This window comes from Deinococcus fonticola, from assembly GCF_004634215.1.
GTDB lineage: Bacteria > Deinococcota > Deinococci > Deinococcales > Deinococcaceae > Deinococcus > Deinococcus fonticola.
The window spans coordinates 49,362-75,565 of record NZ_SMMH01000017.1 but is presented as its reverse complement, the minus strand read 5'-3'; the positions used below and the strand labels follow the sequence as shown (position 1 = coordinate 75,565).

Here is a 26,204-nt window from a genome sequence, read left to right as displayed (position 1 = left end):
TGATCCAAGGTCAGTCTTCACTTCGCTTGGCTTGCCCCGTAGGGCTTGTGTGAACCCGTAGGTTCCTTGCGCGAATCTGGAGCCAACCTCGCGGTTAGCCGCTCGCTCACCCTGTCGGGTGTTCCTGCTCTCGCTTTTGCTGCTCTTCTTTTTTCATTCTGCTCGCCTCGCGTTCGAGGCTCAGAAACTATACGGGCCTGGCTTCAATCTGTCAACTGCCTGGGGCTGATGCCGCCTTCATCCATTTCGCTGGGCTGGAAATCCCGATGCCGTAGGGCTTTAGCAGAGGCTGTCCACTCCGCCTCCCCCGGCAACATCATCGGCGGCTCATACTGAAAGGCATGTTGAAAATCGAATCGGCTGAAGTGATCATTGTCAGGCTGCCCCTCAAGTTCCGTTTCGAGACCAGTTTCGGCGTGCAGACCGAAAAAGTGGTGCCGCTGCTCGTGCTGCACGGCCACGGCCTGGAAGGCGTGGCCGAAGGCACCATGGAAGCCGCACCCATGTACCGCGAGGAAACCATTACCGGCGCGCTGCATCTCCTCAAGGCGGTGTTCCTGCCCCGCATTCTTGGCAAGACCTTTGCCAACCCGGAAGCCCTCTACGACGCCCTGGGCGACTTTCGGGGCAACAAGATGGCCCGCGCCATGGTGGAAATGGCCGCGTGGGATTTATGGGCCAGAACCCTCGAAGTTCCCCTGGGGCAGTTGCTTGGGGGGCGCAAAGAGAAGGTGGAGGTCGGCGTCAGCCTGGGAATTCAAAGCGACGAGCAGGCCACCGTCGACATCGTTCGCAGGCACGTCGAGCAGGGCTACCGCCGTATCAAGCTGAAAATCAAACCCGGCTGGGACATCCAACCGGTTCGCGCTGCCCGCGAGGCCTTCCCCGACATCAAACTCACGGTGGACGCCAACAGCGCCTATACCCTGGCCGACACCGGCCGGCTGCGCGCCCTGGACGAGTACGACCTGGTGTATATCGAGCAGCCCCTGGCGTGGGATGACCTGCCGGACCACGCCGAGTTGCAAAAACGCATCCGCACGCCCCTGTGCCTTGACGAATCGGTCACCAGTGCCCAGGACGCCCGCAAAGCCCTCGCCATGCATGCGGGCGGGGTCATCAACCTGAAGGTCAGCCGCGTGGGTGGGCACGCCGAGGCCCGGCGCGTACACGACATCGCCGCGAGTTTCGGTGCACCGGTGTGGTGCGGCGGCATGCTCGAAAGCGGTATCGGACGCGCGCACAATATCCACCTCTCCACCCTGCCCAACTTCAAACTGCCCGGCGACACCAGCAGCGCCAGCCGCTACTGGGAACAGGACATCATCAACGAACCCCTCGAAGCCGCCGATGGCCTGATGCCTGTTCCCAGCGGCCCCGGCACGGGGGTGAGCCTCAACCGCGAATTCATTGCCAGAATCGCCGAACTGCACGAGGAGCAGCACGCTTGACCACCCGCGCCTTCGTCATCCGGGACGTGACCGACCCGTGGCGCATGCGGGAACTGGAAAACGTCCAGCAGGCCGCGTGGGGCTACCCGGAGTTGGAGGTTTTGCCGGCCACCATGCTGCGCATCAGCGCGGCCACGGGAGGCATCGTCCTGGCCGCTTACCCTGCAGACCAGGAGGGGGCGCCCGCCGCCGGTTTCGCTTACGGCTTCCCAGCCTGGGTGAACGGCGAACTGTGGCACCACTCTCACCTGCTCGCTGTTCACCCCGACTGGCGCGGTTCCGGTATGGCAGTGGCCCTCAAGCACGCCCAGCGTGAACGCGCCCTGGCGCAGGGCCTGAAGCGCATGACGTGGACGTTTGACCCACTGGTGACGCGCAACGCCCGCCTGAACCTCGGGAAGCTCGGCGCGAAAGCCACCGAGTATCGCCCGGACTGGTACGCCATGGGCACGGACAGCGCCACGGCCTTTCCCGCCGACCGCCTCCTGATCGAATGGGACTTGACCCGACCCGGCACCGAAAAACTCGCTCCGGCCCCCGCTGGGGTTGAGCTGCTGAAGGCCAACGCGGAAGGCCGGCCAGAAAAACAGGGCGCGGAGTTGAATGGGGAGACGCTGCTTGTCGAAGTTCCGCTTCAGGAAACGCACGGTCCCGAGAAACTGGCCTGGCGACTGGCGCTCCGGGACGCGCTGAGTACAGCGCTGGCGCATGGGTATGTGGTGACCGACCTGGCGCGCGAGCCGAACCGCGCCTACTACGTGCTGACGCGCCCCTGAGACTCCCGGTGGGTGTCACCTTCACCTGCGTCCCTCTCCAGACTGGACAAGGTGCAGCGTCCTCATCCCTTGCTCCACCGGGTTGTCGGCCCTGCGCCATCTGGCCTACTGCGCCGGCCGTGCCTTATGCTGCCCATAACACCGGGTTTCCTGGTTGTTCGGTTTTCCCTCTTTCAAAGGATTGGTGACGTTGCGTAACTGACCCCGGATCAAATGTTTTTCGCTGGCTGCCCAGGCCTGGGCGGCGTTGATCTGCTGGGAGGTTTGTTTTGCTTTTGCGTGCGTCGGGTGTCGCCCGTGTGTTTGGCGACGTCACTATTTTTGATGGTGTGGATATCGAGGTGGGTACGGGTGACCGCCTGGCCCTGATCGGGGAGAACGGCAGTGGGAAAAGTACGCTCTTTCGCGTACTGGCGGGCTTGGACGCGCCGGATGCAGGGGCAGTGACGCGGGCGGGGCGCCTGGCACTGTTGACCCAGCAGGCCGATGTGGGTGAGGAACGCGTGCTGGAGGCAGTGACACCGCCGGAACTGACGCGGGCGAGGGTGGCTTTTGAAAGCGCCTCCGAACGCCTCGGTGACGCCTCAGAGCAGAACCTGACCGAGTTTTCTGAAGCCGAGGAATTTTACCGCACGCTGGGCGGTTACGACTTTGGGGCGCGAGCGAACGCCGTCCTGAACGGTCTGGGGCTGGAAGCGTCGGCACGAACGGATCAGCTTTCGGGCGGTCAGGTGAGGCGCGTGATGCTGGCGCGCCTGCTGCTTTCCCCGGCGGACGTTTACCTGCTGGACGAACCGACCAACCACCTCGATCTGGACGGTGCGAAATGGCTTGAGGGATGGATTCAGGCGTCGGGCGCGGCGTTCATCCTGGCCAGTCATGACCGGGCTTTTCTGGATGCCGTGGCGACCCGGACAGCCGAACTGGAGCGCGGAACGCTGACGGTTTACCCTGGGAATTACAGCGCGGCCATGGCATTGAAAGCCACCCTGCGTGAAGCCCAGGAGCGCCATTACGACGCTTATAAACGCAAGAAAGCCGCCCTTGAGGAGGAACAGCGGCGGCAGGCCAGCAAGGGGAGCGTGGAGGAGAACCGCAAACGCGCCAAGGACAGTGACAAATTCCGTTCCACGTTCAAGTCGGAGCGTGGGCAACAGATTTTCTCGGCGCGGGCAAAAGCCATGCAAAAGCAGATTGATCGTCTGGACGCGCAGGCGGTCAGCAAACCCTTTCAGGACAGGCGAATGGTGCGCCTTGACCTGCCACCGGCCCCGCCCGGCGCAGCCGAAGTCGTGACCGTTAAGGACTTGAGCGTGGAACGTGACGGTCACGCCGTGCTGAGCGGGGTCAGTCTGCACGTCCGGCGTGGTGACCGAATCGCGCTGACAGGCCCCAACGGCAGCGGCAAAAGCACCCTGATTGCTGCGCTGCTGGGCCACCTGCCGCACACGGGCGAAGTGAAGTGGGGCGCGGGCCTGACCCTGTACGTGACCGGGCAGCACGGCGAGGAACTGCGCGGCCTGAACACGGTGGGAGACGCCCTGCTGGACGCCAACCCGGCCCTGACGCCGCACCAGCTTTTCGAGGTGGCCGCGCAGGTGCACCTCCCCGGCCCGGCCTTCGCGCTGGCCGACCTGTCTGGCGGGCAGCGCACGCGCCTGAGCCTCGCCCGCCTCAGCGTCACGCGGGCGCAGGTGCTGGTGCTCGACGAACCCACCAACCACCTGGACATCCGCATGATCGAAGCCCTGGAAGACCTGCTGACCAGCTTCCCCGGCACCGTCCTCCTCGCCAGCCATGACCGCCGGCTGGTGGCCGGGGTCGCCACCCGGGTGTGGGCCACCGGAAACGGAAGCGTCGAGGAGAGGCCCGTTTAAGAGCCGCGGGTCGGCCTCCAGTGAACAGTGTGGAGGCTCGGCCAGTCGTTTATAGATGTTCTGCCGCTCGCCTGGCAAGGACTCTGGGCAGCGGGGCGTTCTCTCACTCGCCGACTTGTGCGGGAAGTTGCCAGTCGATGGCGCCGCGTCCGGCTTCTTCCAGGGCGGCGTTGACCTTGCTGAAGGGGCGCGTGCCCAGGAATTTGGCTTCGCTGAGGGGACTGGGGTGCGCGGACTCGATGATGACGTGCTGCTTACCGGTAATCAGTTTGGCTTTCTTGCGGGCGTAAGCGCCCCATAGAACGAAAACCACGCGCTCCTCTCTGGCATTCACGGCGCGAATGACGGCATCGGTGAAGGTCTCCCAGCCTTTGCCCTGGTGGCTGTTCGCCTGGCCTTCGCGAACGGTCAGAACGGCGTTCAGCAGCAGCACGCCCTGTTCGGCCCAGGCGCGCAGATAGCCGTGGCGGGGCGCGGTGAAGCCGGGAATGTCCTCACGCAATTCCTTGTAGATGTTGCGCAGGCTGGGGGGAACGGGGACGCCGGGGCGCACGCTGAAACTGAGGCCGTGCGCCTGTCCGGGGCGGTGGTAAGGGTCTTGCCCCAGAATCAGGACTTTCACGTTCTCCAGCGGCGTGTACCGCAGGGCGTTGAACACGTCAGGCGCCGGGGGGTAGATGGTGTGCTCGCGGCGTTCCTGCACCAGAAAGTCCTTCAGCTCGTGGAAGTAAGGGGCGGCAAACTCGCCCCCCAGGGCGTCCTGCCAGCTCTGGGGCAGTCCGGCGGGCATCAGGGATTTGCGTTCGCGGGCCGTGCCAAACAGATCGGGTTGTTCGGGCATGAGGATTCTCCTTGATTGCCTATTTTGCCGGGTTCCTCATGCATTCGCGCTTAAAACCAAGGAGACGTTATTAACGTAAGCGGTGAACAGTCAGCGTTCGCCTGTGCGGTGCTCCAGATGCCCCACGAGTTTCAGCAGCAAGTCTTCCAGTGTTTGCTGCTCATCGGGCGTCAGGCCGGAAAGCAGGTGCTGTTCATTGCTGACGTGTGCCGGCAGATGGGCTTCGACGCTGGCCCGTCCGGCTGGCGTGAGGCGAATGCGGCGCGAGCGGGCGTCGTGCGGGTCGGTGGTGCGCTCGACCAGGCCTTCTTGCACCACCCTATCAATGCGGTTAGTAATGCTGCTGGGCGTCACCGCCGCGAGTTCCGTGAGTTCGCCGGGCGTCATGCCCTCAGGTGGGGCGCTGCGGTACAGGGTAAACAGCAGGTCGGCCAGCGCGTGATTCAGGCCGTGTTGCTGATGTACACGCTCGATCTCGTCGGCAACGGCGCCAGCAGTCCGTTTCAGAAGAATGCAGCGGCGCATGGTCACGGCGTCCGTGCCGGGCGAGGCGGCGGCCCAGTCCTGCACAATGCGGTCGAGCAGGCGCGCGGTGTTCATAGAGTCAGGATAAGCCAGCGGGCTTATTTCGACGACGAAATAAAATGGCTATACTTTCCGCATGAACCCGGTAATGCTGCTGACCGCTCTGGCTCCGCTGGTGTGGGGCAGCACGTACCTGATCACCACCACGTACCTGAATGAGCTGCCCGCCCCGCTGCTGGGAACATTACGCATTCTGCCCGCCGGGTTCCTGTTGCTGATCCTGTTTCCGCGCCGCCTGCCGCCCCGCGGGTGGTGGGGCCGCGTAGCCATACTGGGGCTGCTGCGCCAGGGCCTGTTTTTTGTGCTGCTGTACGCCGCTGCGCTGCACCTGCCGGGCGGGGTGGCCGCCACCATCGGCGGCAGCACTGCCATGCTGGTCGTTCTGCTGGCGTGGCCGTTGCTAAGGCAGCGTCCCAGTGCCCGGAATCTGGCGCTGGCAGCGGCGGGTCTGCTGGGGGTGGCGCTCATCAGCCTGACCGCCAAAGTCACACTGAGTCCTCTGGGCATTCTGTACGCCGTGGGGTTTGCGCTGGTCAACGCGCTGGGCGTGGTGCTCTTCAAACGCTGGGGGTTGCCGCCCGGTGCGAAACCTGCCGATCAGGCCGCCTGGGAGCTGGTTATGGGCGGGCTCATGCTGCTGCCCCTGAGCCTGGGAAGCTTCGCTGCGCTGGGACACGTGAACGCTGCCGGCTGGGCGGCGCTGGCTTTCCTGACCCTGATCGGCACCGCCGTGACCGCCATTCTGTGGCAACGCGGGTTGACCGTCCTGCCCGTGCAGCAGGTGAGCCTGCTGGGGCCGCTCAGCCCCTTCACGGCCCTGATGCTCGACTACTTCGTGGCGCACAGCAGACTCAGTGCGCCCCAGGCAGCGGGGGCGGCTCTTATTCTGGCCAGCGTGCTCCTGGCGGCCCTGCCGGAACGCCGCCGGGTTACGGCCCTGGCGATGTAAACGGCTCCCCTTGGCCGCCCCTGCCGGCCAGTCCCTCGGCCCTTCACCGTTCCAGTGCGGTGGGGCGTTTGAAGCCGTCCACCTGCGCGGGGTCGCGGTAGTTCAGGACGTCGGCGGGAATGGCGGTCACGTCATCTATCAGTTTGAAAAGGTTCAGGCCGTCCGGGGCGATGGCCCCGTTTTGCACGAGGGACGTGCTGAACCACTCCACCAGGCCGCGCCAGTGGGCCTCACCGACGAAAGAGATGGCGGCCTGCATGATGCCGGGGCCGCCGCCCGTGACCACGCCGAACCCGGCGCGTACCACCAGTTCCTCGGACAGGCCGTAGTACCTGTCGGTCAGCGGCGTGCGGGCGCTGCCGTACACCGTGACCAGCGAAACCTGCTGGTGGGCCATGCGGTCAAACCCGATGCTGAATTCGCCCAGGATGCGGAACATCCGCCAGGCATCCTCGGTCATCTGATCCAGCGCGTAATGCGGCGTGCCGCTGTTCATGCCCCAGGGTGCGCCGCACCACAGGCCGGGATCAAGAGGGCAACTTTTGTCAGATGAAGGGCGCCTCGAATGATGCCAGGGCGTTGTCATCAACCAGCGGATTGACGCAGCCCAAGCCGTTGCCGTTTCATACGTACTTGAGCAGCATTTCTATGAACGAGTCCACACTTCTCCAGGTAAAGAACGGCTTGACCGCCCGCTGCCACATCTGTGCGGCGTGCCTGTGACGGGAAAGGCTGACAAAGGCTGACTGGTGTCCGCGCGGCTAGCCTCGGCACCGCTGTACCTCGGGACACCGATTTTTGTACCCAGTGACCATCCTGCCCTGCTCTTTTTTTAAGGGGTATAGGATGATTTCACGTCCGTGACACTGTTTCCTTTTCTTGTCGGCGCAGTTCTTTCGGCGCCGAAGGGTTGGAAGGCTGATGAAACATCTCTTGGAAATCCTGTTACCCCACAGTGCAAGTCGGGGACAGCGGCGTGGCAAGGGCAGACTGTCCGAAATAACGGTGCGCTGTGCAGTTTGAGGTGCCTCTGGGTGGGTGACACCGCAGCAACCGCACAGCGCCTGACCGGAAGATGACAGTACGCTTGTCCTCATGCGGAAGGTGGAGGTGGATTTGCTGGTCATAGGCAGCGGCGTGGCCGGAGCATTCGCGGCCCTGACCGCCACAACACGGGGAGCGCGGGTGCTGCTGGTGACCAAAGGGGCCTTGCGGGGCGGTTCAACCTGCTGGGCACAAGGGGGGATTGCTGCGCCCGTGAACGGCCAGGACGACGCAGTGCACGCGGCCGACACGGTGCGGGCCGGGCGCGGCCTGTGCGACAAGACCACCGTGAACGTGTTCGTCCGTGAGGCGCGGGAGCTGGTGGATGGCCTGCGGAAAGCTGGCGTGCCGTTCGGTCAGGACCTGACGCTGGAGGGGGGCCACAGTGTGCCGCGTATTCGCCATGTCGGAGACGCGACGGGCTGGGCCATCAGTTCCGCCCTGAGCACACAGCTGGTAAAGGCCCGTGCAGCGGGGTTACATTTACTGGAAAGCACTTTCGTTCGCAATCTACGTGTTCGCAACGGGCGGGTGGTCGGCGCCGACCTGTTGACCCCCACAGAACCGGTGATGGTTCGGGCAGGCGGGGTGCTGCTGGCATCTGGCGGCTACGGCGGGTTATTCCCGGTCACAACGGCACCGCCGGAAGGTACGGGAGATGGTCTGGCGCTGGCTTTCCGGGCGGGGGCGGTTCTGCGCGACCTGGAGTTCGTGCAATTTCACCCCACCGCCGTCGTCACCGGGAACCGGGCGCGGCTGGTCACAGAAGCGGCCCGTGGTGAGGGGGCTTTTCTAGTGAATGCAATGGGGGAACGTTTCATGTCGCGCTATGACGCGCTGCTGGAACTGGCCCCGCGAGACGTGGTGGCCCGCGCCATCGCTGCGGAACGTGAACGTACCGGCAACGTTTTCCTGGATTTACGTCATCTGGGCGAGTCCTTTTTGGCGCGGCGTTTCCCCACGGTCACGGCCTCGCTGGCAGAACTGGGGCTGCATCTGGGCCGCGACCCCATTCCAGTGGAGCCAGCCGTGCATTACACCATTGGGGGCGTGCAGACCGACCTGCATGGGCGAACCAGCCTGCCCGGTCTGTACGCGGCGGGTGAGGTGGCCTCTTCCGGGCTACATGGCGCCAATCGCCTGGCCAGCAACTCGCTGTCTGAGGGACTGGTATTTGGGAAACGCGCCGCAAATGCCGCGCTGGATGATCCTCACCCTGCGCCGGACTGGGGCGAAGCCACTTCCGTGGGTGTGGCTGATAGGCAGGTGGTAAAGGCAGTACGGCAGATCATGGGACAGGCGGCAGGTCTGATCCGGGGCGAGGCGCTGCTGCGCTCCGGCCTGAGTGCCCTGGATGCCCTGCCGCCTCCCGAAGTGACGGCCGAACCGAGCATACCGAACCTTGAGGCGGGCAATCTACGGGAACTGGCCCCGCTTTTGCTGCGCTCCGCACTGGCCCGCCAAGAATCGCGGGGCGGCCATGCCCGCGTGGATTTCCCGGACGGAACCGCGCCTATGCACACAATCATTCACCGCAGTGGGCAAGAAACCGTGCTGAACAGCGTGCCGCACACCAACAGTACAGCTCCCCCCTTGAAGAGGAACCTATGTTGACCCTGGATGACCGTATTCAAGCCGCCCTGGCCGAAGACCTGGGCCGTGGTGACGTGACCACACAGAGCACCGTTCGCGCGGACACGCCTGCCAGCGCACAATTTCTGCTGAAACAGCCGGGCGTACTGAGCGGCCTGGCTGTCGCCGCCCGCGTCTTCGCCCTGCTGGACGAGCGTGTCACCGTTGTCTGGGAGGCGAAAGACGGCGACCAGCGTGAACGTGGGGGGTTCGGCACGGTGCACGGCCCTGCCCGCAGCCTCCTGTCCGGGGAGCGCGTGGCGCTGAATCTGCTGCAACGCCTGTCGGGGATCGCCACCACCACGCGCCGTTATGTGAACGCGCTGGGCGAGTCGCACACGCGCCTCCTGGACACGCGCAAGACCACGCCACTGTGGCGCGACCTGGAGAAAGAAGCCGTGCGCTGCGGCGGGGGCCTGAACCACCGTATCGGCCTGGACGACGGCATCCTGATCAAGGACAACCACATCGTGGCGGCCGGGGGCATTACTGCCGCCGTTCAGCAAGCGCGCGAGGCGGGTTACCTGCTCAAAGTCCTGTGTGAAGTCCCGGATTTGAGTGGCCTGGAAGAAGCCCTGAATGCCGGAGCCGAGCGCGTTATGCTGGACAACTTCAGTGACGAGCAGCTCACGCACGCGGTGCAGCTCAGAAACCACCTGGCCCCGCATGTCACGCTGGAAACCAGTGGCAACGTGACCCTCATGCGCCTGCCCGTCATTGCCGCCAGCGGCGTGGACTTCGTGTCGGTAGGTGCACTGACGCACTCCGCCCCTGCCCTCGACATCAGCCTGAATTTCCTGCCCCTCACTCCGGAGAACACCCCATGAGCAACCCTTATCACCCTGTTGTACCCCCAGCCCAGACACCTAACCGTGACCTGCTGCAATTGGAAGTCATGGGAGACGACCAGGCCACCATTGACGAAATTAATCAACTGCGAAAAGAGAAGAACGCCGTGATTCTGGCGCACAATTACCAGCGCCCGGAGGTCCAGGCCATCGCAGATTACGTGGGTGACTCGTTGGGCCTGTCCCGGCAGGCCGCCGCCACCGCTGCGGACGTGATCGTATTTGCGGGCGTTCACTTCATGGCGGAAACCGCCGCCATTCTGAACCCCGACAAGACCGTGCTGCTGCCCGACCTGCGGGCCGGCTGTTCGCTGGCGGACACCATTACCGCCCAGGCCCTGCGCACCTGGAAAGAGAACCATCCCGGCGGCTTGGTCGTCACTTATGTGAACACCACCGCCGATGTGAAAGCCGAATCCGACTACTGCTGCACGTCCGGAAACGCCGTGGCTGTCGTGGAAAGTCTTCCGAAAGACGCGCCTGTGCTGTTCGCACCGGACCGTTTCCTGGCCGCGCACGTCATGCGGCACACCGGACGCCACATGGACGTCTGGCAAGGCGCCTGCCACGTCCACGAAGCCATTCGCCCCGAGGACATCGCCCATCAGCAGAGGCAGTACCCGGACGCGGAGCTGCTGATTCACCCAGAATGCGGGTGCAGCAGTAAAATCCTGGCCCTTTACCCTGAACTGGAACTGTACTCCACCGAAGGCATGGTGCACCGCGCTCAGCAAAGCAGCGCAGACCAGTTTATCGTCGTGACCGAAACAGGCATGGTCACGCGCCTGCAACACGACGTGCCGGACAAGGAATTCATTCCGGTCAGCCGCACCGCCTGCTGCGAGTACATGAAAATGATTACCCTGACGAACATCCTGCACAGCCTGCGCACCCTGACCCCACGCGTGACCGTGCCGGAGGACATTCGGGTGCGGGCACTAAGGCCCATTAAGCGCATGGTCAAGCTGGGTTGAGGACGGAACGCCCAAGCCTCTGGCCTGGGGCGCGGTTTGCCTTGATCAACTGGCGCACCGGCAAGACCACGCGGGGCGTCCACCACGTCTGCGCAGGTTTTTCGAAGGCCCAGCCGCCGCCCAGTGTGAGCGCCGCATGCTGCACCGATCCAGCGGCGCTGCGCCACACCAGCAGCGTACCAGGGGCGTCGTCGCGTCCGCCTGGCCTGGCGCGTTCCCTGAGGAAGGCCTCGAAGGGTTCGCGCACCACCCACTGCCCTTCAGCGTCCGCCACACCTGCCGCGCCCATGACCGCGCCGAAGCAGTTGCCCACGCCGTCAGAGAACGTTCCCGCCAGTTCCCGCACACGCGGCAGCACCGGCGCGGCTTGCTCCCAGACACGCTGCGGCACCTGCGCCCGCTGGCACGCCTGCCCGTCCGCCGCCACGATTCGCGCCAGGACTTCAGGCGTCAGGTGCTCAGGCCGCCACAGCAACCGCTCCGCCGGTAGACCCGGCAGCAGATCGGCGTAATGCCGCCCCAGTGGCACATTTCCACGCCCGTGACGCACCTGCAACCGCAACAGTTCCCGCTGAACGGACGGCGAAAGGGCGTCCCAATCGTTCCACGTCAGCCACGTCACCCGGTCGGCTTCCTGGGTGATCCGCCACACCGTGAAGGTATCGCGTTCCACCTCTGTCCACGCGGCCTCGACACGTGGCAAGCACGGGAACCCCAACCGCTCCTCTTCCCCAGCCGTCAGGAAGAAGGGCTGACGCGGCGGCGCAAGCCACGCCCGCCACTGCGCCGCCAGAGACGCCGGTACGCGAATATTTAGAACGTCCACCGCAGCAGCATGCCCGAACCCCGGGCGGGCCGCATCGGCCAGATGGCCCAGCAAGCCCGGCCGGGTTAAGGGCGCTTGGTCGGTGTGCGCAGAGTGATGAACCAGATGCCAGCCAGGCCCACCAGTACCCACGCGATCTGCCCCACAAGAACAGGGATGCGCGTCAGGCTGAATGAAACCGCCAGCACGATGCACACGCAGGCGATCCATTTCGCCCGCAGGGGCATGCCGCGCCCGGCGCGGTAATCGCTGACCAGTTCACCCACCACCGGGCGGGACAGCAGCCACGCTTCCCATTTCGGGTCACCCTTGGCAAAAGCGGCGGCGGCCAGGATAAAGAACACCGTGCCAGGAAATCCCGGCAGCACCAGCCCCAGAAACCCGAGGCCGGTCAGGAAAAAACCCACCGTCAACCACACGGGGCGCAGGCGAGAGGGTCGGGGCGGCATCACCCAGGAAGCCTAACGCATTCCGGCATGAACGGCGTGAACAGCGACACAAACCTTACCCTGGCCTTACACTGGCCGCACATGATCACGGTTTCCAACCGCATTTACGTTCACCCGGACTACCACGCCGCCTTCGAGGCCCGCTTTCACGCCCGGCCACGTCAGGTCGATGACCGCCCCGGCTTTCTGTGCAGCTATATCCTGAAGCCCACTGTTCAGGACGAACCTTTTATCGTGCTTACCCTGTGGGAGTCCCGCGAGGCCTTCGAGGCCTGGCGCACTGCCCCCGGCTTCAAGGAGGGCCACAAGGGCGGAAACACGCTGCCCCCGGAGGCCTTTCCCCGCCCGAACGAACTGGAAATTCACGACGTAATCGGCGGCAGCGGCATCGACTGAACGTTGTGAGCTGACGCGGCTCAGCGCGGCCAGTAAGCGATAACCGCCGCGCCCACAAGCGCCAGCGCCGCCCCCACCAGACTGGGTGTGTCGGGCGCGTGACCGTCCACCACTTTGCCCCACAACAGCGACAGCCCGATGAACAGACCGCCATAAGCGGCGTAAGTGCGGGCAAAGTTGAACGCTTCCGGTTGCAGGGTGGGCAACACGCCGTACAGCACCAGAATGGACGCCCCCAGCAGACCAAGCCAGACGCTGCGGCCTTCGCGCAGCCACAACCACATCAGGTAACCCCCACCGATCTCAGCCAGCCCGGCCAGCACGAACAACGCAACGGAACGCAGCACCCTCTCACTTTAGTCGGGAAAAAAGGCAGGAGCGGCCCCACCGGAACCGCCCCCAACTTCCTGTTGCTCAGTTCTCGTATTCCAGGTAGGTGTAGCCCAGGAGTTCCTCGCCGTAGTCTTCGAGCAGTTCGTGTTCCTGATCGTCGGTCAGGGTGCCCACCTTGATGGCGGCGTCGGCCTGGTCTTCGATGGCGTCGCGCAGCATGGGTTCCTCGTAGCCCATCGATTCGATCATGCGGCGGGCCTTCTGGCCGCGCACGAAGAGGTCGATGTTGAATTTCCCACCGGGCCGCACGGTCACGTGGGCTTCGCTGACCTTGCCGAAGAGGTTGTGGGCGCTGCCCAGCACGTCCTGGTAGGCGCCCATCAGGAACGCGCCGAGGTAGTAGGGCTTCTCGCCGGGTTCGTGCAGCGTCAGGGTGCTTTTCACGTCGCGCAGGTCGATGAATTTCTCTATCTTGCCGTCGCTGTCGCAGGTGATGTCCACCAGGGTGGCCTGGCGGGTGGGTTTCTCGCTCAGGCGGTCGAGGGGAACGATGGGAAACAGCGCCTGAATGGCCCAGTTGTCCGGCAGGCTCTGGAACAGTGAAAAGTTGCAGATGTACTTGTCGGCCAGCACTTTCGGCAGGTCTTCCAGTTCGTCGGGAACGTATTTTTCGCTCTGGATAAGCTTGGCGATCTTGCGCAGGATGGCGTTGAACAGGGCCTCGCCCTTGGCGCGGTCTGCCAGGTGGACATACCCGAGGTCGAACAGGTTGTGCAGGGTCTGTTTGTCGCCCACGGCGTCGTTGTACGATTCGCGGTAATTGCGCATGGTGATGTTTTCCATGATGTCGTACATGTCCTTCACGATCTGGTGGCTGTCCTCGTCGGGAACGATCAAGTCCTGAGCCTCGAGGTCGCGGGTCGGCCCGGTCACGTCCACCACCGGCATGATCAGGACGGCGTGGTGAGCAGTCAGCGCGCGGCCCGACTCGCTGACCAGGATGGGCTCGGGGACTTCGCGCGCCTTGCAGACTTCCTGCACGGTGTACACGATGTCGGCGGCGTACTCCTTGACGGTGTAGTTCATGCTGGCGTAGAAGGTGGTCTTGCTGCCGTCGTAGTCGACGCCCAGGCCCCCGCCCACGTTCAGGTACTTCATGTCCGCCCCGGCGGCAATCAGGCCCGCGTAGGTCTGCGCCGCTTCGCGCACGGCCACTTTCACGCGGCGGATGTCGGTGATCTGACTGCCGATATGGGTATGCAGCATCACCAGGCTGTCGATCATGCCCTCTTCCTTCAGCCGCTCCACGACGCGCAGCAGTTCGTAGGCGTTGAGGCCGAACTTGGCCTGATCCCCGCCAGATTCTTCCCACTGGCCGCTGCCGCGGGCGTGCAACTTGAAGCGCACCCCCACGGCTGGCCTGACGCCCAGGGCCTTGGCCTGTTTGAGAATGCGGTCGAGTTCCGTGTACTTCTCGATGGTGATGACGACGTTCTTGCCGAGCGTGCGGCCCCACAGCGCCAGCTTGATGAAGCCGTCGTCCTTGAAGCCGTTGCAGCACAGCAGCGCGTCCGGGTGCATCTTCTGCGCCAGGCACAGCGCCAGTTCGGCCTTGCTGCCGGCCTCCAGCCCGTGCGCGTAATCGTACCCGGCGGCCGCCACACTCTCGACCACCACGCGGCGCTGGTTCACCTTGATCGGGAATACGCCCTGGTAATGGCCGCTGTAGTTGTACTCGGTAATGGCGGACTGGAAGGCCTCGTTCAGTTGCTTCACGCGACCGGCGATGACCTGCGGGAAACGCAAAATGACGGGCAGGCTCTCGCCGCGCTCCACGATCTCGTCCACGATTGCGCGCAGCGGCGCGTGCAGACCGGGGCTGGGCGTGACTTCCATGCGGCCCTTCTCGGACACGCGGAACCACCCGCCGGACCAGTTGGGTACCTGGTACAGTTCGGCGGCGTCGGCAGTGGTAAAAGACCCGTTCAGGGCAGGGTTGACAGTCATGAGAGGGCGTCCTCCTCCAGTTGGGGTAAGGCTCGCCGTGCGCGGGGTACGGAGGGCAGACAACTTGCCTCTGCGGACGCCGTGCGAAACCGGGCCAAATAATACGGCAAGACCGGGGGCAAGAGTGTCACCGGGAGTTCAGGGAGACTGGGGGACGTAACGGTAGAGAACCGTCCGGTCTCCTGCACGGCTGTCTTTCGCCACGACGCAGCTGCCTCTGGCCATTTCCACGCCGGTGGCTACACTCAGCACCCGGAAATTCATGGTGTAGTTGCGGATCAGGAACTGTTTGCTGGGCTGGCCTTCAATGCTGTACTGGTCAGGCGCAACGTCCTTCAGTTTCCGCGCGACAGCGGCCGTGCAGTCGCGTTTGAAAGACTCTGGGGTAATGCCGTCGGGCAAATTCAGATAAACCAGAAGCAACACCACGAACCCCACTAGCACCCCCGGACGCAGCAAATCGTACCGGGGAAACAGTTCTGAACTGAAGTTATTCGGCGGCTGGGAAGGCATTGGGCTGGCGGCTATCCACCACGTCCGCGAGGGTCTTGCCGCGCAGTTGTTGCTCGATGTGGCACACCGCGGCGTCCAGTTCGCGGTGCAGGGGACAGAGCTGCTGGTGCTCGGGGAGACCCAGCGGGCAGCGTTCGATGCGCTTGAGGGGATCGACAGCGTTGATCACGTCGAGGATGGTCAGCGTCTCGGGCGCCTGCGCGAGGCTGAACCCGCCCCCGATGCCGCGCACCGATTTCACGATGCCGTTCCTGGCGAGGGTTTGCAGAACTTTGGCCATGTACCCGGCGGGCACCTGCATTTCGCTGGCTATTTCGGCGCTGGTGAGGGAACGACCCGCGTTCGCGGCGAGTTTTGCGGCGGCCCGCAGGGCGTACTCGGCTGTTTGTGAGAACATCTTCCCTCTCCTCCCCGGTCAAAAAGTGCTGTCTGCCAGTATGCGGCAAGACAGCGGGCATGAGTGATGGGCCATAAGCGGTGGGCCGTGGGCCATGAGGATAGTCCCCAGCGCCCACGGCCCACCGCTCACTGCCGGTCAGGCCAGGAAGGTGTGCAGGTCGTCCTCGACAGTTCCCATGCCGGCGATGCCGAAGTTCTCCACGAGAACTCGGGCGACATTGGGCGACAGGAAGGCGGGCAGGGTCGGCCCCAGGTGAATGTTCTTCACACCCAGCGACAGCAGCGCCAGCAGGACGATCACGGCCTTCTGCTCGTACCACGCGATGTTGTAAGCGATGGGCAGGTCGTTCACGTCGTCCAGGCCGAAGACCTCCTTGAGTTTCAGGGCAATGACCGCCAGCGAGTAAGAGTCGTTGCACTGTCCGGCGTCCAGCACGCGGGGAATGCCGCCGATGTCGCCCAGGTCGAGTTTGTTGTAGCGGTACTTGGCGCACCCGGCGGTCAGGATCACGGTGTCGTCGGGCAGGCTCTCGGCGAAGTCGGTGTAGTAGCTGCGGGTCTTGAACCGCCCGTCGCAGCCGGCCATCACGAAGAATTTTTTGATGGCTCCGGTCTTCACGGCGTCCACCACCTGGTCAGCCAGCGCCATCACCTGGTCGTGCGCGAACCCGCCGACGATGTGGCCTTCTTCCAGCTGCGTGGGGGCGGGGCAGCCCCTGGCCTGTTCGATGAGGGCGCTGAAGTCCTTCTGGCCCCCTTCTGGGCGATCCGGGATGTGGGCCGCGCCGGGATACCCGCTGGCGCCGGTGGTGTACATGCGGTTCAGGTAGGTGTTACCGGCTTTCAGCGGCACGATGCAGTTGGTGGTGAACAGGATGGGGCCGTTAAACGCTTCGAGTTGCGGGTTCTGTTCCCACCACGCGCCGCCGTAGTTGCCGGCGAAGTGGGCGTATTTCTTGAAAGCAGGGTAGTAGTGGGCGGGCAGCATTTCGCCGTGGGTGTACACGTCCACGCCGGTGCCCTCGGTCTGGCGCAGCAGGTCTTCCAGGTCTTTCAGGTCGTGGCCGGACACCAGGATGCCGGGGTTGCCGCGCGTGCCGATGCTGACGCTGGTGATCTCGGGTTTGCCGTAGGTGCTGGTGTTCGCCTGATCGAGCAGGGCCATGACTTTTACGCCGTACTCCCCGGTTTTCAGGGTAAAGGTCACCAGTTCCGTGACGCTGCGCTCCTGGGTGGTCACGGCCAGGGCTTCTTCCATGAACGCTTCGATGGTTTCGTCATGGAAGCCGAGGTTATGGGCGTGCTCATAGTAAGCCGCGAGGCCCTTGACGCCGAAAAGAATCAGGGAGTGCAGCGAGCGGATGTCCTCGTTTTCGGTGGCCAGAAAACCGACCTGCGGCGCAAGTTCCAGCACTTCGGCGCGGCTGCCCACCTGGAAGGTGGCGCTGTGGTGGTTCAGCGTGCGGCCCAGTTGGTTTTGCAGCGCGTCGCGGGTTTTCAGGGCCTGCGTGATCTGCCGGATGATCACCGCCTCGTCCCAGTTGGCATTGGTAATGGTGGCGAACAGCCCCATCACGACCTGCATGGTGACGCTCCGGGCCACAGTTTGCCCTTCGGCGCGCAGGGCCTGGGCGTACAGCGACACGCCCTTAAGCGCGTGCAGCAGCACGTCCATTTCGTTGGAGAGCTCTTCGGGTTTGCCGCACACACCCACCACCGTGCAGGCGTACCCCTTCGAGGCTTCCTGACACTGGTTGCAATACATGCCCTGGGGCTGCGCTGGAATGGTTTTGAGGGAGGCAGGAAGAGTCAGGCTGGTCATTACAGATAAAAAGATAGTTTAGTCCGGTTTAATTCCGCAGGGCAAACTGTCCCTACCCGGCCAGTGACAGCAGACACCTGCAACACCGGCTGCCTGCGATACCAGCCCCCTGCCCAGAGAGCAAAAGAAAAAGCACCCGCTTGGGGTGCTTCCTTCTTTTTCTGGCGGTCCGGACGGGATTTGAACCCGCGACCTTCTGCGTGACAGGCAGATATGCTAACCGCTACACTACCGGACCAGCGGACAAAAGAGTAAAGGCCAGGGGCAAGGAAGTCAAGACATCTTCATGTACTCCTGCAGCTCTGCCCAGATCTGCTTTGCCAGTACCGCCTCCGGAAGCATCTTGGGATCATGAAGTAACTGTCCCGGCTGGTTCTGGGGGCGATCCTGCTCGTCAGTTGCCAGGCTGTCCCGGTTGACCAGGTAAAAACGGAGACACCCGGACGGATGAGACGGTGATGACGCCCACGCCTATCCCTGCCCTGGTAGAAAGTCCGCTGGGCCAAACCCTGTCCTTCACGGCGCAGGTGGACAACTGGTCGGGCAAAACGGCGGAAGCCAGGCTGGATGAAAAACGCATCGGTACGCTGGACGCCAGCGGGAAACTCTCCGTCTCCACCGACTCAGTGCCCCGTTATCTGTACGGCGCTCAGACAGCCCTTCTGCCCTTACCCCCCACCGCGGATCAGGCTCCGAAGTGCTCGCTGGATCAGGTGACCGTATCTGACCCGCAAGCGCAGGTGGGCCGGGTGGATCAGCGCCTGCTGCGGGAAGAAAAGATCGGCGGGCAGCTTCAGCCTCTGCTTTGGCCGCCGCTCCCGGTGCCTGCTGTAGAGCGGGTCAATGACGGTCAGAATAGCCAAACTGAGACGGTGACTGCCCTCATTTACGCTGACCGGGACGTGCTGGTCAGGGAACAGCGCACCTGCCGCGGAACCCTGTGGCCCTGGGAATCATACGGCCCACCTGACCAGCAGGCGGCCGCCATTGACGTGCAGTTGCGGCAGGGGTGGAATGACGTGCAATTCGTGACGACTTTCCGTCAGGAGCAGGTGGTCGTCAGCGGGTTGACCAAGACCGAGTACCGCACCACCCTGTCGGTGAGCGGAACAAAAACGCCGCCGCCCTGGAAGGACAACGGCGTTTCCCTCAGCGCTCCGGTGCCTTAAAACTTGTCCTGCAAGGCCGCCAGAGCGAAGGCGTACTCCTCGGCGGTTTCGTTGAGGGCGTCGTAACGGCCACTGCTGGCAAAGTGACCGGCGCCCATGTTGGTTTTCAGGGTCAGGGTGCCGCTGCCCGGCTGCTGCAAGGTGCGGAGCCTTGCCACGTACTTGGCGGGTTCCCAGTACGCCACACGGGGGTCGTTCAGGCCGGTGGACACGAACAGATGCGGATATTTCGCCTCCTGCAGGTTGTCGTAAGGGCTGTACTCGCGCATGGTGGCGTAGGCTTCCAGCTCGTTGGGGTTGCCCCACTCGTCGTACTCGCCGGTGGTCAGGGGAATGCTGTCGTCCAGCATGGTCGAAAGCACGTCCACGAACGGCACGCCCACGAACGCCGCTTTCCACAGGTTCGGGCGCAGGTTGACCACGCCGCCCATCAGCAGGCCCCCGGCGCTGCGGCCCATCGCCACCAGTTCGGTGGAGATGCCGGCGGCTTTCAGGTGCTCCCCGGCAGCAATGAAGTCGGTGAAGGTGTTCATCTTATGCTTCAGGCGGCCAGCGTCGTACCAGCGGCGGCCCAGTTCGCTGCCGCCCCGGATGTGCGCGATGGCCCACACCCAGCCCCGGTCGAGCAGCGGCAGGCGGCTCATGGCGAAGGCGGGTTCCATGCTGGCACCGTAACTGCCGTACCCGTACAGCAGCGTGGGGGCGGGCAGCAGCGTATCCTGGCGGCGCACCAGACTGACCGGGATTTTCTCACCGTCTTCCGCGGTGGCCCATACCTGCTCGGCCACGTACTTCGCGGCGTCGTAATTGGGGACGGGCGTGTCCTTGACTAGCGTGGTGTGCAGCGTGTTCAGGTCAAGGTCGAGGTGCTGCATGGGCTGCGTCAAACTGGTGTACAGGATGCGGGCGGTGCTCACGTCGTACTCGCGGTTCGCGCCAATCCGGACGGTGTAACTGGCTTCGGGGAACTCCACGCGCTGCGCTGCGCCGTAGCCCTCCGCCGTGCGCGGCAGCACCCACAGGCGCGTGAACCCGCCCTCGCGGCCGGACAGCAGCAGGTGGTTTTTAAACAGATGAAAACCGGTGAGGTGGCGGTTTTCGTCGTAAGGCAGCACCTCCACAGCGTCCGCCAGGGTCGCCCCGGCGCGTTTGGGCAGGCGCATCAGTTTGAATTCGCTGGCCCCGCCCGCGTTGGTCAGCAGCAGCCAGTGGTCTCCCCCATCGGTCAGGCGGGACACTTCGGTGCCGCGTTGCCGGGGCACGATCAGTTGCGGTGTGGAATGCCCGTCGCGGGCGTCGAGCGCGTGCCACTCCTGCGCCATGTTGGCGAGGCTGCCCAGCAGTACGGTTTCCCCGTTCTCGGCCAGAAAGGCGACCGCCTGGAAGGTGGCGTCGTCCTCCTGGTACAGCAACTCGTCTTTGTCCTGCGGCTGGCCCAGGGTGTGGCGCCAGAGGCGGTTCGTGCGCTGTGTGGCGTCGTCGGTGGAGTAGAAGAGTTGCGTTCCAGTGGCATTCCACAACAGCGTCCAGGCCCCGGTTTCCTTCAGGGGCGTTTCAGCCAGCTTCCCGGTCTGGGTATCCAGCACGCGCAGCTCCATGATTTCCTGCCCGGTGGTGTCCAGCAGGTAGGCCCAGTAACGTCCGTCCGGGCTGGCACTGGTGGCGTAGACCCACACGTTGTCCAGCCCCTCGTCCACCTTCAGTGTGTTCAGGTCGAGCAGCACCTCTTCCTGCCCCGTTTCGCGCTGGCGGCGCAGGTAGATGGCGTGCGCCTGCCCCTCCTCGGTGCGCATGAAGTAGGCCCACTCGCCCTGCGGCACGGGCGGCTGGTCGTCCTGCTCCTGCACGTGTGAGAGCAGTTCCCGGTAAATCTCCTCCTGCAAAGCCCGGTGCGGCTCCATGACTGCCGCCAGGTGCGCGTTCTCGGCCGTGAGGTAGCCCAGCACCTCGGCGTCCTGCTTGCCCTGCGTCTTGAGCCAGTGGTAGTCGTCGGCGCGGTCATGCCCATGAATGGAGTGCGTGATGCCCCGGCGGGCCGCAGAAGGAATTTCAGTCATGGAGACAGGCTAGCGTCTCGGCTGGTGCCCGGCGCCCACACAACCGACTAGGCCAGAAAGCTTAAAGCGCAGAACATCCGTCCCGGCAACCACACACGCCTAATTCAGTACCCGTTCGCCCAGACTCAGGTGAAAGGGCGGAATGGGCACCTGCGCCCGCTCGCCCCAGGCGTCCTGCATGACGTAGTACCCGCGCATGTGGCCGGGCTGGATCTCGATGGTCACGAAGGAATCGTAGGTGTACTTCGCGCCGGGACGCAGCAGGGGCTGCTCACCGATGACCCCCTCGCCGTCCACGCTGAACAGCCGGCCGTTGCCGTCCTGAATATCCCAGTGCCGTGCCAGCAGTTGCCAGGTGTCGCCGCTGCGGTTTTCGATGGTGATCTGGTACTGAAAGACCTGTTGGCCGGCGCGGCTGTGTTCGGGCATGAAACCGACCGTGACGCCGACGTGAATGTCCGTGAGAACCTTCACGATTCGGTTCCCGTGACGCGCCCGGTGGCCCGCACCGCGATCAAAAGCGGAATGACGCGCTCGGCCGGCACGGTGTATTCCCCGCGTCCCTGCATCAGCAGCCAGCCGGCGGCCTGCAACTCGCGCAGGTGATGGTACAGTTTGCCGCCGGTGGCAAGTTCAGGTGCGGCCTGAAGCTGGGTGGTGGTGCGCTGCCCGTGCAGCACCGCGCGCAGGATCGCCAGCCGCAGCGGGTGGCCCAGCGCGGCCAGAACCGGCGCGGCTTCGTCCCAGCTGGCGGCCAGCATTTCGGGGCCGCCCTGCCTCTCTTTCCAGCCCCAGTGTTCCCCGGTGGGGAGGTGAACGTGTCCGGCATACAGCAGGGCGCCCTGCGGCGACTCGTCTTCCAGGCGGCTGAGCGCCCAGAACGGCTCTTCCCAGCGGCTGTCCGGGGCGCGCGCCGGGCCCGGGGCACAGCGCTCTTCCAGCGCGGCCAGACGGGCCTCCAGCGCGGTGACACGGGCAGCGAGGTCAGGCACTTCGGGCATCTGTTCAGTTTATAGCGGGCACCGCCCTGGCCCGCGCCTTCCGGCAAGGCGGCCTAGCGTCCGACACCCAGGGCCTGCAAGAGACGCTGCTGGGCGGCGGACTGAAACAGCGTATCCAGCATGAAGCCCTCCAGGGACTGCGTAATGGCCGCAGAGCTGTTTTCGGGGATATTCCGTAAAAAGATGCTGTACACCACCCTGGGGCCACCTTTGATGTCCAGGGCGAGGTTGTTGGTCAGGACGCCCGCCCCCAGGCTGCCGCCCTTGGCATACAGGGCGTTGTACACCTGCGCGTTTGCCAGATTCACGCGCATGGGCCAGCCCAGATGACGGCGCATGAGGGCCAGTTCCGCAGCATGAAAGCCCTCGCCGCTCAGGACACGGCCCATCAGCGCGGCGTAATCGGCCGTGCTGCCCCGGGGGGGCGTCTGGTTTTGCAACTGCACGGCCAGGGCGATGGCGGCGTCACTGGCGGGCGCCTCCGTGGCCGGCGGCTGACGCAGGGCCGGGTCACGGCGCACGGCCTCGCCGCGTTGCCAGTCCAGGGCGCGGCGCTGGGCAGGCGCGGCTTTCAGGTACGCTGCGCCGGCCTTGTCCCAGTTGCCGAACAGGCCGGACACCGGGCCGATGTCCTCCTGCTGCTTCAACCCGAGGGCCCGGATGGTGGCGGGAACGGCCTCCTTCCCCAGTCTGCTCAGGATCAGGTCGGTGGCGGCGTTGTCGCTGGTCTCGATCATGAAGCGCGCCAGCGTGTCGAGCGGCACGGTTTTCTCCGGCGTGGTGGCGCGGCCCTGTTGATCCGTCCCGATCCCCAGGGTTTTCAGGGATTCGGCGTGGGCGCCGCCGTCCGTGCCGGGCAGGTAATACGCTTCCCAGTCAGCCACTTTCACGGGTGTGTCGGGGTTCAGTTTCCCGGCGCTCACCGCGCGGGCGTAGGCGGCCAGCACCACCACCTTCATGGAACTGGCCAGCGGCATGGCCTGGGTGTCGTTCCAGCGCAGAGCGGGTTTCAGCGTGCCGTCCGGCAAGACCGTGGCCACCGAGATGGCCAGGTCACCAGGCTGGGTGCGGGCAAACGTCAGGATCGGCTCCAGCGGGTCGGGGGACTGGGCCAGCGTGCCGACCGTCAGCAGCGGGGTCAGGCTCAGCAGGAAGGTCAGCAGACGTTTCATGAATTTACAGTATTTCGTTTTTTTGTAAAAATCAAGCGAGTGTGAGTAAGCCCTAGACTGAGGCCATGACCACCCCAGCTGGCCCCATCAATCGCCCCTTTCTGTTCGATCTTCTGTCCGTGGCTGCCCCCAGCGGGGCCGAGCGCCGCGCCGCCGACGTGTGGCTAAAAGAAGCCGCCACTTTCGCCCGCACCCACGAAGACCACTACGGCAACGCCTACGCCGAGGTCGGCCCGGAGAATGCCCCCGTCATTGCCCTGATGGGTCACCTCGACGAGATCGGGCTCATCGTGTCACACGTCAACGACGACGGCCACATCAGCGTGCTGGGGGTCGGCGGCTGGGATCCGCAGGTGCTGGTGGGCCAGCGCATTCGCCTGCTCGCGCCCGGCGGGGACATGCTGGGCGTTATCGGCAAAAAAGCCATTCACGTCATGGAGCAGGAAGAGCGCAGCAAGGCCAGCAAACTGGAGGAACTGTGGATCGACGTGGGTCTGGAAGCAGGCGAGGTGAAAGACCAGATTCCGGTCGGAACTTACGGCGTGATTGAACAGGGCCCGCTGATGATCGGCACGAAGGTCGTGAGCCGCGCCCTGGACAACCGCGTGGGCGCTTTTATCGTGCTGGAAGCCCTGCGCGCCATTAAAGACCTGCCGCTCAAGCACCGCATCGTGGCCGTCGGCACTGCCCAGGAAGAAATCGGCGTGTTCGGGGCGCACACCAGCGGGTACGCCCTCGACCCGGTTGCGGGCATTGCCGTGGATGTCACGCACGAAACGGGACAACCCGGCGTGAAGAAGGAAAAGTACGGCGTGGCTCCCTTCGGCAGCGGCGCGAACCTCTCGGTCGGCCCCATGAACAACCCCACGCTGCTGCGCCAGCTCACCGAAGCCGCCCGGAAAAACGACATCCCCTACACGCTTTCCGCCAGTGGACGCTACACCGGCACCGACAGCGACGCCCTGACCCTGGTGCGGGGCGGCGTGCCCACCGCGGTGGTCAGCATTCCCAACCGCTACATGCACAGCCCCAGCGAAATGATCGACGAGCGCGACGCCAAAGCGTGCATCGACATTATCGCCGCGTGGATCAAAGACCTCGAAGAAACCCCGGAGTTCAAACGCTGAACAACTCAAGAAGACGCCTTCTTTCCTGGAGCTGGGAAAGGGGCGTCTTTCCGTTGGGGAGTCCTGTGGCCCTCAAAAGAATGCTTCTGCCTTCGAGTACCGGGGGGAGCAGAGGCTTCTGGAACACATGGACGCTCGGGAACAGCCGACAGGTTCTGGACAGCAGCCTGTTGTCAGTAAGCAGTTACACATTTGTGATTCCGCTCCTTTTACACTGAGTCCATGTTGGCTGCCGTGCCGTTTCGGGTTGGGTTTGGTGAGGATGCTCACCGTTTGGAGGCGGGCTTGCCGCTGGTGCTGGGGGGCGTGCCGGTGCCGGATGCAGAGCTGGGGGCCGTGGCCCACAGTGATGGAGACGCCGTGCTGCATGCGGTGGCGGACGCCCTGCTGTCGGGGCTGGCGCTGGGGGATATCGGGCAGTACTTCCCGGACACGGCGGCCGAGTGGAAGGATATGGATTCCAGGGTGATCCTGGCGAAGGCGCTGGAGCTGGTGCGCGGGCGGGGGTACGCGCCCGTGAACGTGGCGGTGGTGGTCACGCTGGACAGACCGAAACTGGGGCCGCTGCGGGCCGAGATCGCCGCTTCGGTGGCGCGGCTGCTGAACCTGCCCCCGTCGGAGGTGGGCCTCAGCTTCAAAACGTCCGAGGGGCTGGCCCCCAGGCACGTTCAGACGCGCGTGACGGTGCTGCTGGGCCGAACCGAGGAGTGATGCGGTACGACATCATCGGGGATGTTCACGGGTGTTTCGACGAACTGGTGGAGTTGCTGCGCCGCCTGGGGCACCGCGTGGACGGCAAGCGACTGGAGGTGCGGCCGGGTCGGCAGGTGGTATTCGTGGGCGACCTGGTCGACCGGGGGCCGAAGGTCGCGGAGGTGCTGGAACTGGTGATGGACGCCGCCGGGCGCGGGGCGGCGCTGGTGGTGCGTGGGAACCACGACGACCGCCTGGCGCTTTACCTGCGCGGCTGGCCGATTCGTTCGGCCGGGTCTATCGATTCGTCCCTGCGGCAACTGGCGCACCGCTCGGTGGAGTTTCAGCAGCAGGTGATGGACTTCCTGGGGTCGCTGCCGCCGCGCCTGCTGCTGGCAGACGGGGAACTGCTGGTCACGCACGCGGGGGACATCCTCACGGACGACGAGGCGGCGCGGGCGGAATTCAACGTGAACAGCGCCCGCACCGGGGTGGTGGATGAGTTCGGTGTGAAGGAGCTGGTGGACTGGGTGTCGGAGTACGCCGGGGAGCACTTCGTGGTCTACGGTCACGAGACGGTGCTGGAGCCGCTGCACCGCGCCCGCACGCTGAACCTGGACACCGGCTGCGTGTACGGCGGGCGGCTGACGGCCCTGCGCTTTCCGGAAATGCAGGTCGTGAGCGTGGCTGCGCACGCCCCCTACGCCACGGCGAAACGCTGGGTGGCCCTGCAGGCGGTGCGCTCGTGACCTCTTCCCTGCCGGCTTCCCCTTTGCTACACGTCGTGCTGTTCGAGCCGGAGAAAGCCGGGAACGTGGGAAACGTGGCGCGGACATGCGCGGTGCTGGGCGCGGAACTGCACCTGATTCGCCCGTTCGGGTTTCACCTGCAGGACCGCGAGTTCCGGCGGGCGGTCATGGATTACCTGCAGGGCGTGCAACTTCACGAGTACGCGAACTGGACGTCTTTTCAGGACAGCCTGCCTGCCCCGGCGCGGGTGTTTGCGTTCTCGACGCACGCCAGCGAGTTGCACACGCGGGCCGGGTTTCAGCGCGGCGACTACCTGCTGTTCGGCCCGGAATCGCGCGGCCTGCCGGTGTGGCTGCGGGACGCCCTGCCGAAACTGAAGTTGCCTCAGCCGGGTGGGGGCCGCAGCCTGAATCTGGCCGTGGCCGCGGGCGTCGCGGCCTTCGAGGCCGGGCGGCAGATCGAAGGCTGGTGACGCGCCGCCGGGAGAGCACACCCAGCCTCCCTGGGCACCCG

General features: G+C 64.6%; 27 protein-coding genes and 1 tRNA gene. 13 read left to right on the top strand and 15 right to left on the bottom strand.

The annotated features are described in order from the left end of the window. Positions 1-341 precede the first annotated feature (341 nt). The 3 genes from menC to E5Z01_RS11540 all read left to right on the top strand — a co-directional run bounded on the left by menC (position 342) and on the right by E5Z01_RS11540 (position 4,104). Positions 342-1,451, top strand: coding sequence for an o-succinylbenzoate synthase (menC, locus tag E5Z01_RS11550; protein WP_135229495.1), 1,110 nt, complete (start codon positions 342-344; stop codon positions 1,449-1,451). After that, positions 1,448-2,227 (top strand): GNAT family N-acetyltransferase, encoded by a 780-nt coding sequence (locus E5Z01_RS11545; protein ID WP_240738328.1) that lies wholly within the window; start codon positions 1,448-1,450, stop codon positions 2,225-2,227. Before menC ends, E5Z01_RS11545 begins: the two co-directional genes overlap by 4 nt. 299 nt (positions 2,228-2,526) lie before the next feature. Beyond that, complete coding sequence (locus tag E5Z01_RS11540; protein WP_240738326.1) at positions 2,527-4,104, top strand: ABC-F family ATP-binding cassette domain-containing protein; 1,578 nt, start codon at positions 2,527-2,529, stop codon at positions 4,102-4,104. Between the two features lie 103 nt (positions 4,105-4,207). Here the strand turns inward: E5Z01_RS11540 and ung are convergent, their stop codons facing one another. After that, positions 4,208-4,945 (bottom strand): uracil-DNA glycosylase, encoded by a 738-nt coding sequence (gene ung / locus E5Z01_RS11535; protein ID WP_135229494.1) that lies wholly within the window; start codon positions 4,943-4,945, stop codon positions 4,208-4,210. Between the two features lie 90 nt (positions 4,946-5,035). Then, positions 5,036-5,545: a MarR family winged helix-turn-helix transcriptional regulator gene (locus tag E5Z01_RS11530; protein WP_135229493.1), complete on the bottom strand. Its 510-nt coding sequence runs from the start codon at positions 5,543-5,545 to the stop codon at positions 5,036-5,038. A 61-nt stretch (positions 5,546-5,606) separates the two neighbouring features. On the opposite strand from E5Z01_RS11530, the gene E5Z01_RS11525 reads away from it, so the two are divergent. Then, positions 5,607-6,479, top strand: a complete 873-nt coding sequence (locus E5Z01_RS11525) for an EamA family transporter (protein ID WP_135229492.1) — start codon at positions 5,607-5,609, stop codon at positions 6,477-6,479. A gap of 43 nt (positions 6,480-6,522) precedes the next feature. Here E5Z01_RS11525 and E5Z01_RS11520 read toward each other — a convergent pair whose 3' ends face one another. Next, positions 6,523-6,975 carry an LOG family protein gene (locus tag E5Z01_RS11520; protein WP_135229491.1) on the bottom strand — a complete coding sequence of 151 codons (453 nt, stop codon included), beginning with the start codon at positions 6,973-6,975 and terminating at the stop codon, positions 6,523-6,525. Between the two features lie 599 nt (positions 6,976-7,574). Here E5Z01_RS11520 and nadB point away from each other — a divergent pair. Genes nadB through nadA form a run of 3 tightly spaced genes read left to right on the top strand, consistent with a single transcriptional unit; the run spans position 7,575 to position 10,977 of the window. After that, positions 7,575-9,137 (top strand): L-aspartate oxidase, encoded by a 1,563-nt coding sequence (nadB, locus tag E5Z01_RS11515; protein ID WP_135229490.1) that lies wholly within the window; start codon positions 7,575-7,577, stop codon positions 9,135-9,137. Further along, positions 9,131-9,982, top strand: coding sequence for a carboxylating nicotinate-nucleotide diphosphorylase (nadC, locus tag E5Z01_RS11510; RefSeq protein WP_135229489.1), 852 nt, complete (start codon positions 9,131-9,133; stop codon positions 9,980-9,982). The genes nadB and nadC overlap by 7 nt, the downstream gene beginning before the upstream one ends. Next, on the top strand, positions 9,979-10,977 hold the full coding sequence (nadA, locus tag E5Z01_RS11505) for a quinolinate synthase NadA (RefSeq protein ID WP_135229488.1): 999 nt from the start codon (positions 9,979-9,981) through the stop codon (positions 10,975-10,977). Before nadC ends, nadA begins: the two co-directional genes overlap by 4 nt. Here nadA and E5Z01_RS11500 read toward each other — a convergent pair. Both E5Z01_RS11500 and E5Z01_RS11495 read right to left on the bottom strand, forming a co-directional pair. Continuing rightward, positions 10,964-11,803: a hypothetical protein gene (locus E5Z01_RS11500; protein ID WP_135229487.1), complete on the bottom strand. Its 840-nt coding sequence runs from the start codon at positions 11,801-11,803 to the stop codon at positions 10,964-10,966. The genes nadA and E5Z01_RS11500 overlap by 14 nt on opposite strands. Before the next feature lie 65 nt (positions 11,804-11,868). Further along, entirely contained in the window at positions 11,869-12,252 is a 384-nt protein-coding gene (locus E5Z01_RS11495) for a YbaN family protein (RefSeq protein WP_135229486.1), read from the bottom strand. A gap of 81 nt (positions 12,253-12,333) precedes the next feature. Here E5Z01_RS11495 and E5Z01_RS11490 point away from each other — a divergent pair, with 81 nt between their 5' ends. Then, positions 12,334-12,648 carry an antibiotic biosynthesis monooxygenase family protein gene (locus tag E5Z01_RS11490; protein WP_135229485.1) on the top strand — a complete coding sequence of 105 codons (315 nt, stop codon included), beginning with the start codon at positions 12,334-12,336 and terminating at the stop codon, positions 12,646-12,648. Positions 12,649-12,668: 20 nt separating this feature from the next. On the opposite strand, the gene E5Z01_RS11485 is transcribed toward E5Z01_RS11490, so the two are convergent. The 6 genes from E5Z01_RS11485 to E5Z01_RS11460 all read right to left on the bottom strand — a co-directional run bounded on the left by E5Z01_RS11485 (position 12,669) and on the right by E5Z01_RS11460 (position 17,960). Further along, a complete protein-coding gene (locus E5Z01_RS11485) occupies positions 12,669-12,995 on the bottom strand; it encodes a YnfA family protein (protein ID WP_135229484.1) in 327 nt (108 codons plus the stop codon). Positions 12,996-13,062: 67 nt separating this feature from the next. Next, positions 13,063-14,988, bottom strand: a complete 1,926-nt coding sequence (speA, locus tag E5Z01_RS11480) for a biosynthetic arginine decarboxylase (RefSeq protein ID WP_167757886.1) — start codon at positions 14,986-14,988, stop codon at positions 13,063-13,065. 138 nt (positions 14,989-15,126) lie between these two features. Next, entirely contained in the window at positions 15,127-15,417 is a 291-nt protein-coding gene (locus E5Z01_RS11475; RefSeq protein ID WP_135229482.1) for a hypothetical protein, read from the bottom strand. 61 nt (positions 15,418-15,478) lie between these two features. Next, positions 15,479-15,898: an RrF2 family transcriptional regulator gene (locus tag E5Z01_RS11470; protein ID WP_135229481.1), complete on the bottom strand. Its 420-nt coding sequence runs from the start codon at positions 15,896-15,898 to the stop codon at positions 15,479-15,481. Positions 15,899-16,036: 138 nt separating this feature from the next. Next, complete coding sequence (gene hcp / locus E5Z01_RS11465) at positions 16,037-17,722, bottom strand: hydroxylamine reductase (RefSeq protein ID WP_205750486.1); 1,686 nt, start codon at positions 17,720-17,722, stop codon at positions 16,037-16,039. A gap of 162 nt (positions 17,723-17,884) precedes the next feature. After that, positions 17,885-17,960, bottom strand: a tRNA-Asp gene (locus tag E5Z01_RS11460). A gap of 220 nt (positions 17,961-18,180) precedes the next feature. Between E5Z01_RS11460 and E5Z01_RS11455 the strand changes: the two genes are divergently transcribed. Beyond that, positions 18,181-18,891 carry a hypothetical protein gene (locus E5Z01_RS11455; RefSeq protein ID WP_135229480.1) on the top strand — a complete coding sequence of 237 codons (711 nt, stop codon included), beginning with the start codon at positions 18,181-18,183 and terminating at the stop codon, positions 18,889-18,891. Here E5Z01_RS11455 and E5Z01_RS11450 read toward each other — a convergent pair. The 4 genes from E5Z01_RS11450 to E5Z01_RS11435 form a co-directional block, all read right to left on the bottom strand. Then, complete coding sequence (locus tag E5Z01_RS11450) at positions 18,888-20,948, bottom strand: S9 family peptidase (protein ID WP_135229479.1); 2,061 nt, start codon at positions 20,946-20,948, stop codon at positions 18,888-18,890. The two genes, E5Z01_RS11455 and E5Z01_RS11450, sit on opposite strands and share 4 nt — an antisense overlap. Before the next feature lie 99 nt (positions 20,949-21,047). Beyond that, positions 21,048-21,422, bottom strand: coding sequence for a Co2+/Mg2+ efflux protein ApaG (gene apaG, locus E5Z01_RS11445; protein ID WP_276321251.1), 375 nt, complete (start codon positions 21,420-21,422; stop codon positions 21,048-21,050). After that, positions 21,419-21,949 (bottom strand): ArsR/SmtB family transcription factor, encoded by a 531-nt coding sequence (locus E5Z01_RS11440; RefSeq protein WP_135229478.1) that lies wholly within the window; start codon positions 21,947-21,949, stop codon positions 21,419-21,421. Before E5Z01_RS11440 ends, apaG begins: the two co-directional genes overlap by 4 nt. Positions 21,950-22,002: 53 nt before the next feature. Next, positions 22,003-23,121, bottom strand: a complete 1,119-nt coding sequence (locus E5Z01_RS11435) for a serine hydrolase (RefSeq protein WP_135229477.1) — start codon at positions 23,119-23,121, stop codon at positions 22,003-22,005. 65 nt (positions 23,122-23,186) lie between these two features. On the opposite strand from E5Z01_RS11435, the gene E5Z01_RS11430 reads away from it, so the two are divergent. The 4 genes from E5Z01_RS11430 (at position 23,187) to E5Z01_RS11415 (ending at position 26,163) form a co-directional block, all read left to right on the top strand. Beyond that, complete coding sequence (locus E5Z01_RS11430; RefSeq protein ID WP_135229476.1) at positions 23,187-24,248, top strand: M20/M25/M40 family metallo-hydrolase; 1,062 nt, start codon at positions 23,187-23,189, stop codon at positions 24,246-24,248. A 222-nt stretch (positions 24,249-24,470) separates the two neighbouring features. Further along, complete coding sequence (ispF, locus tag E5Z01_RS11425) at positions 24,471-24,959, top strand: 2-C-methyl-D-erythritol 2,4-cyclodiphosphate synthase (RefSeq protein WP_167757885.1); 489 nt, start codon at positions 24,471-24,473, stop codon at positions 24,957-24,959. Continuing rightward, entirely contained in the window at positions 24,959-25,690 is a 732-nt protein-coding gene (locus E5Z01_RS11420) for a metallophosphoesterase (RefSeq protein WP_135229475.1), read from the top strand. The genes ispF and E5Z01_RS11420 overlap by 1 nt, the downstream gene beginning before the upstream one ends. Further along, entirely contained in the window at positions 25,687-26,163 is a 477-nt protein-coding gene (locus tag E5Z01_RS11415; RefSeq protein ID WP_135229474.1) for a tRNA (cytidine(34)-2'-O)-methyltransferase, read from the top strand. Before E5Z01_RS11420 ends, E5Z01_RS11415 begins: the two co-directional genes overlap by 4 nt. Positions 26,164-26,204: the final 41 nt, after the last annotated feature.

Excerpts from the sequence above, each read along its gene's own strand:
- menC (WP_135229495.1), top strand. The coding sequence starts at position 342 with ATGTTGAAAATCGAATCGGCTGAAGTGATCATTGTCAGGCTGCCCCTC.
- ung (WP_135229494.1), bottom strand. The coding sequence starts at position 4,945 with ATGCCCGAACAACCCGATCTGTTTGGCACGGCCCGCGAACGCAAATCC.
- E5Z01_RS11530 (WP_135229493.1), bottom strand. The coding sequence starts at position 5,545 with ATGAACACCGCGCGCCTGCTCGACCGCATTGTGCAGGACTGGGCCGCC.
- E5Z01_RS11525 (WP_135229492.1), top strand. The coding sequence starts at position 5,607 with ATGAACCCGGTAATGCTGCTGACCGCTCTGGCTCCGCTGGTGTGGGGC.
- E5Z01_RS11520 (WP_135229491.1), bottom strand. The coding sequence starts at position 6,975 with ATGAACAGCGGCACGCCGCATTACGCGCTGGATCAGATGACCGAGGAT.
- nadB (WP_135229490.1), top strand. The coding sequence starts at position 7,575 with ATGCGGAAGGTGGAGGTGGATTTGCTGGTCATAGGCAGCGGCGTGGCC.
- nadC (WP_135229489.1), top strand. The coding sequence starts at position 9,131 with ATGTTGACCCTGGATGACCGTATTCAAGCCGCCCTGGCCGAAGACCTG.
- nadA (WP_135229488.1), top strand. The coding sequence starts at position 9,979 with ATGAGCAACCCTTATCACCCTGTTGTACCCCCAGCCCAGACACCTAAC.
- E5Z01_RS11495 (WP_135229486.1), bottom strand. The coding sequence starts at position 12,252 with ATGCCGCCCCGACCCTCTCGCCTGCGCCCCGTGTGGTTGACGGTGGGT.
- E5Z01_RS11490 (WP_135229485.1), top strand. The coding sequence starts at position 12,334 with ATGATCACGGTTTCCAACCGCATTTACGTTCACCCGGACTACCACGCC.
- speA (WP_167757886.1), bottom strand. The coding sequence starts at position 14,988 with ATGACTGTCAACCCTGCCCTGAACGGGTCTTTTACCACTGCCGACGCC.
- E5Z01_RS11470 (WP_135229481.1), bottom strand. The coding sequence starts at position 15,898 with ATGTTCTCACAAACAGCCGAGTACGCCCTGCGGGCCGCCGCAAAACTC.
- hcp (WP_205750486.1), bottom strand. The coding sequence starts at position 17,722 with ATGACCAGCCTGACTCTTCCTGCCTCCCTCAAAACCATTCCAGCGCAG.
- E5Z01_RS11455 (WP_135229480.1), top strand. The coding sequence starts at position 18,181 with ATGACGCCCACGCCTATCCCTGCCCTGGTAGAAAGTCCGCTGGGCCAA.
- E5Z01_RS11450 (WP_135229479.1), bottom strand. The coding sequence starts at position 20,948 with ATGACTGAAATTCCTTCTGCGGCCCGCCGGGGCATCACGCACTCCATT.
- E5Z01_RS11440 (WP_135229478.1), bottom strand. The coding sequence starts at position 21,949 with ATGCCCGAAGTGCCTGACCTCGCTGCCCGTGTCACCGCGCTGGAGGCC.
- E5Z01_RS11435 (WP_135229477.1), bottom strand. The coding sequence starts at position 23,121 with ATGAAACGTCTGCTGACCTTCCTGCTGAGCCTGACCCCGCTGCTGACG.
- E5Z01_RS11430 (WP_135229476.1), top strand. The coding sequence starts at position 23,187 with ATGACCACCCCAGCTGGCCCCATCAATCGCCCCTTTCTGTTCGATCTT.
- ispF (WP_167757885.1), top strand. The coding sequence starts at position 24,471 with ATGTTGGCTGCCGTGCCGTTTCGGGTTGGGTTTGGTGAGGATGCTCAC.
- E5Z01_RS11420 (WP_135229475.1), top strand. The coding sequence starts at position 24,959 with ATGCGGTACGACATCATCGGGGATGTTCACGGGTGTTTCGACGAACTG.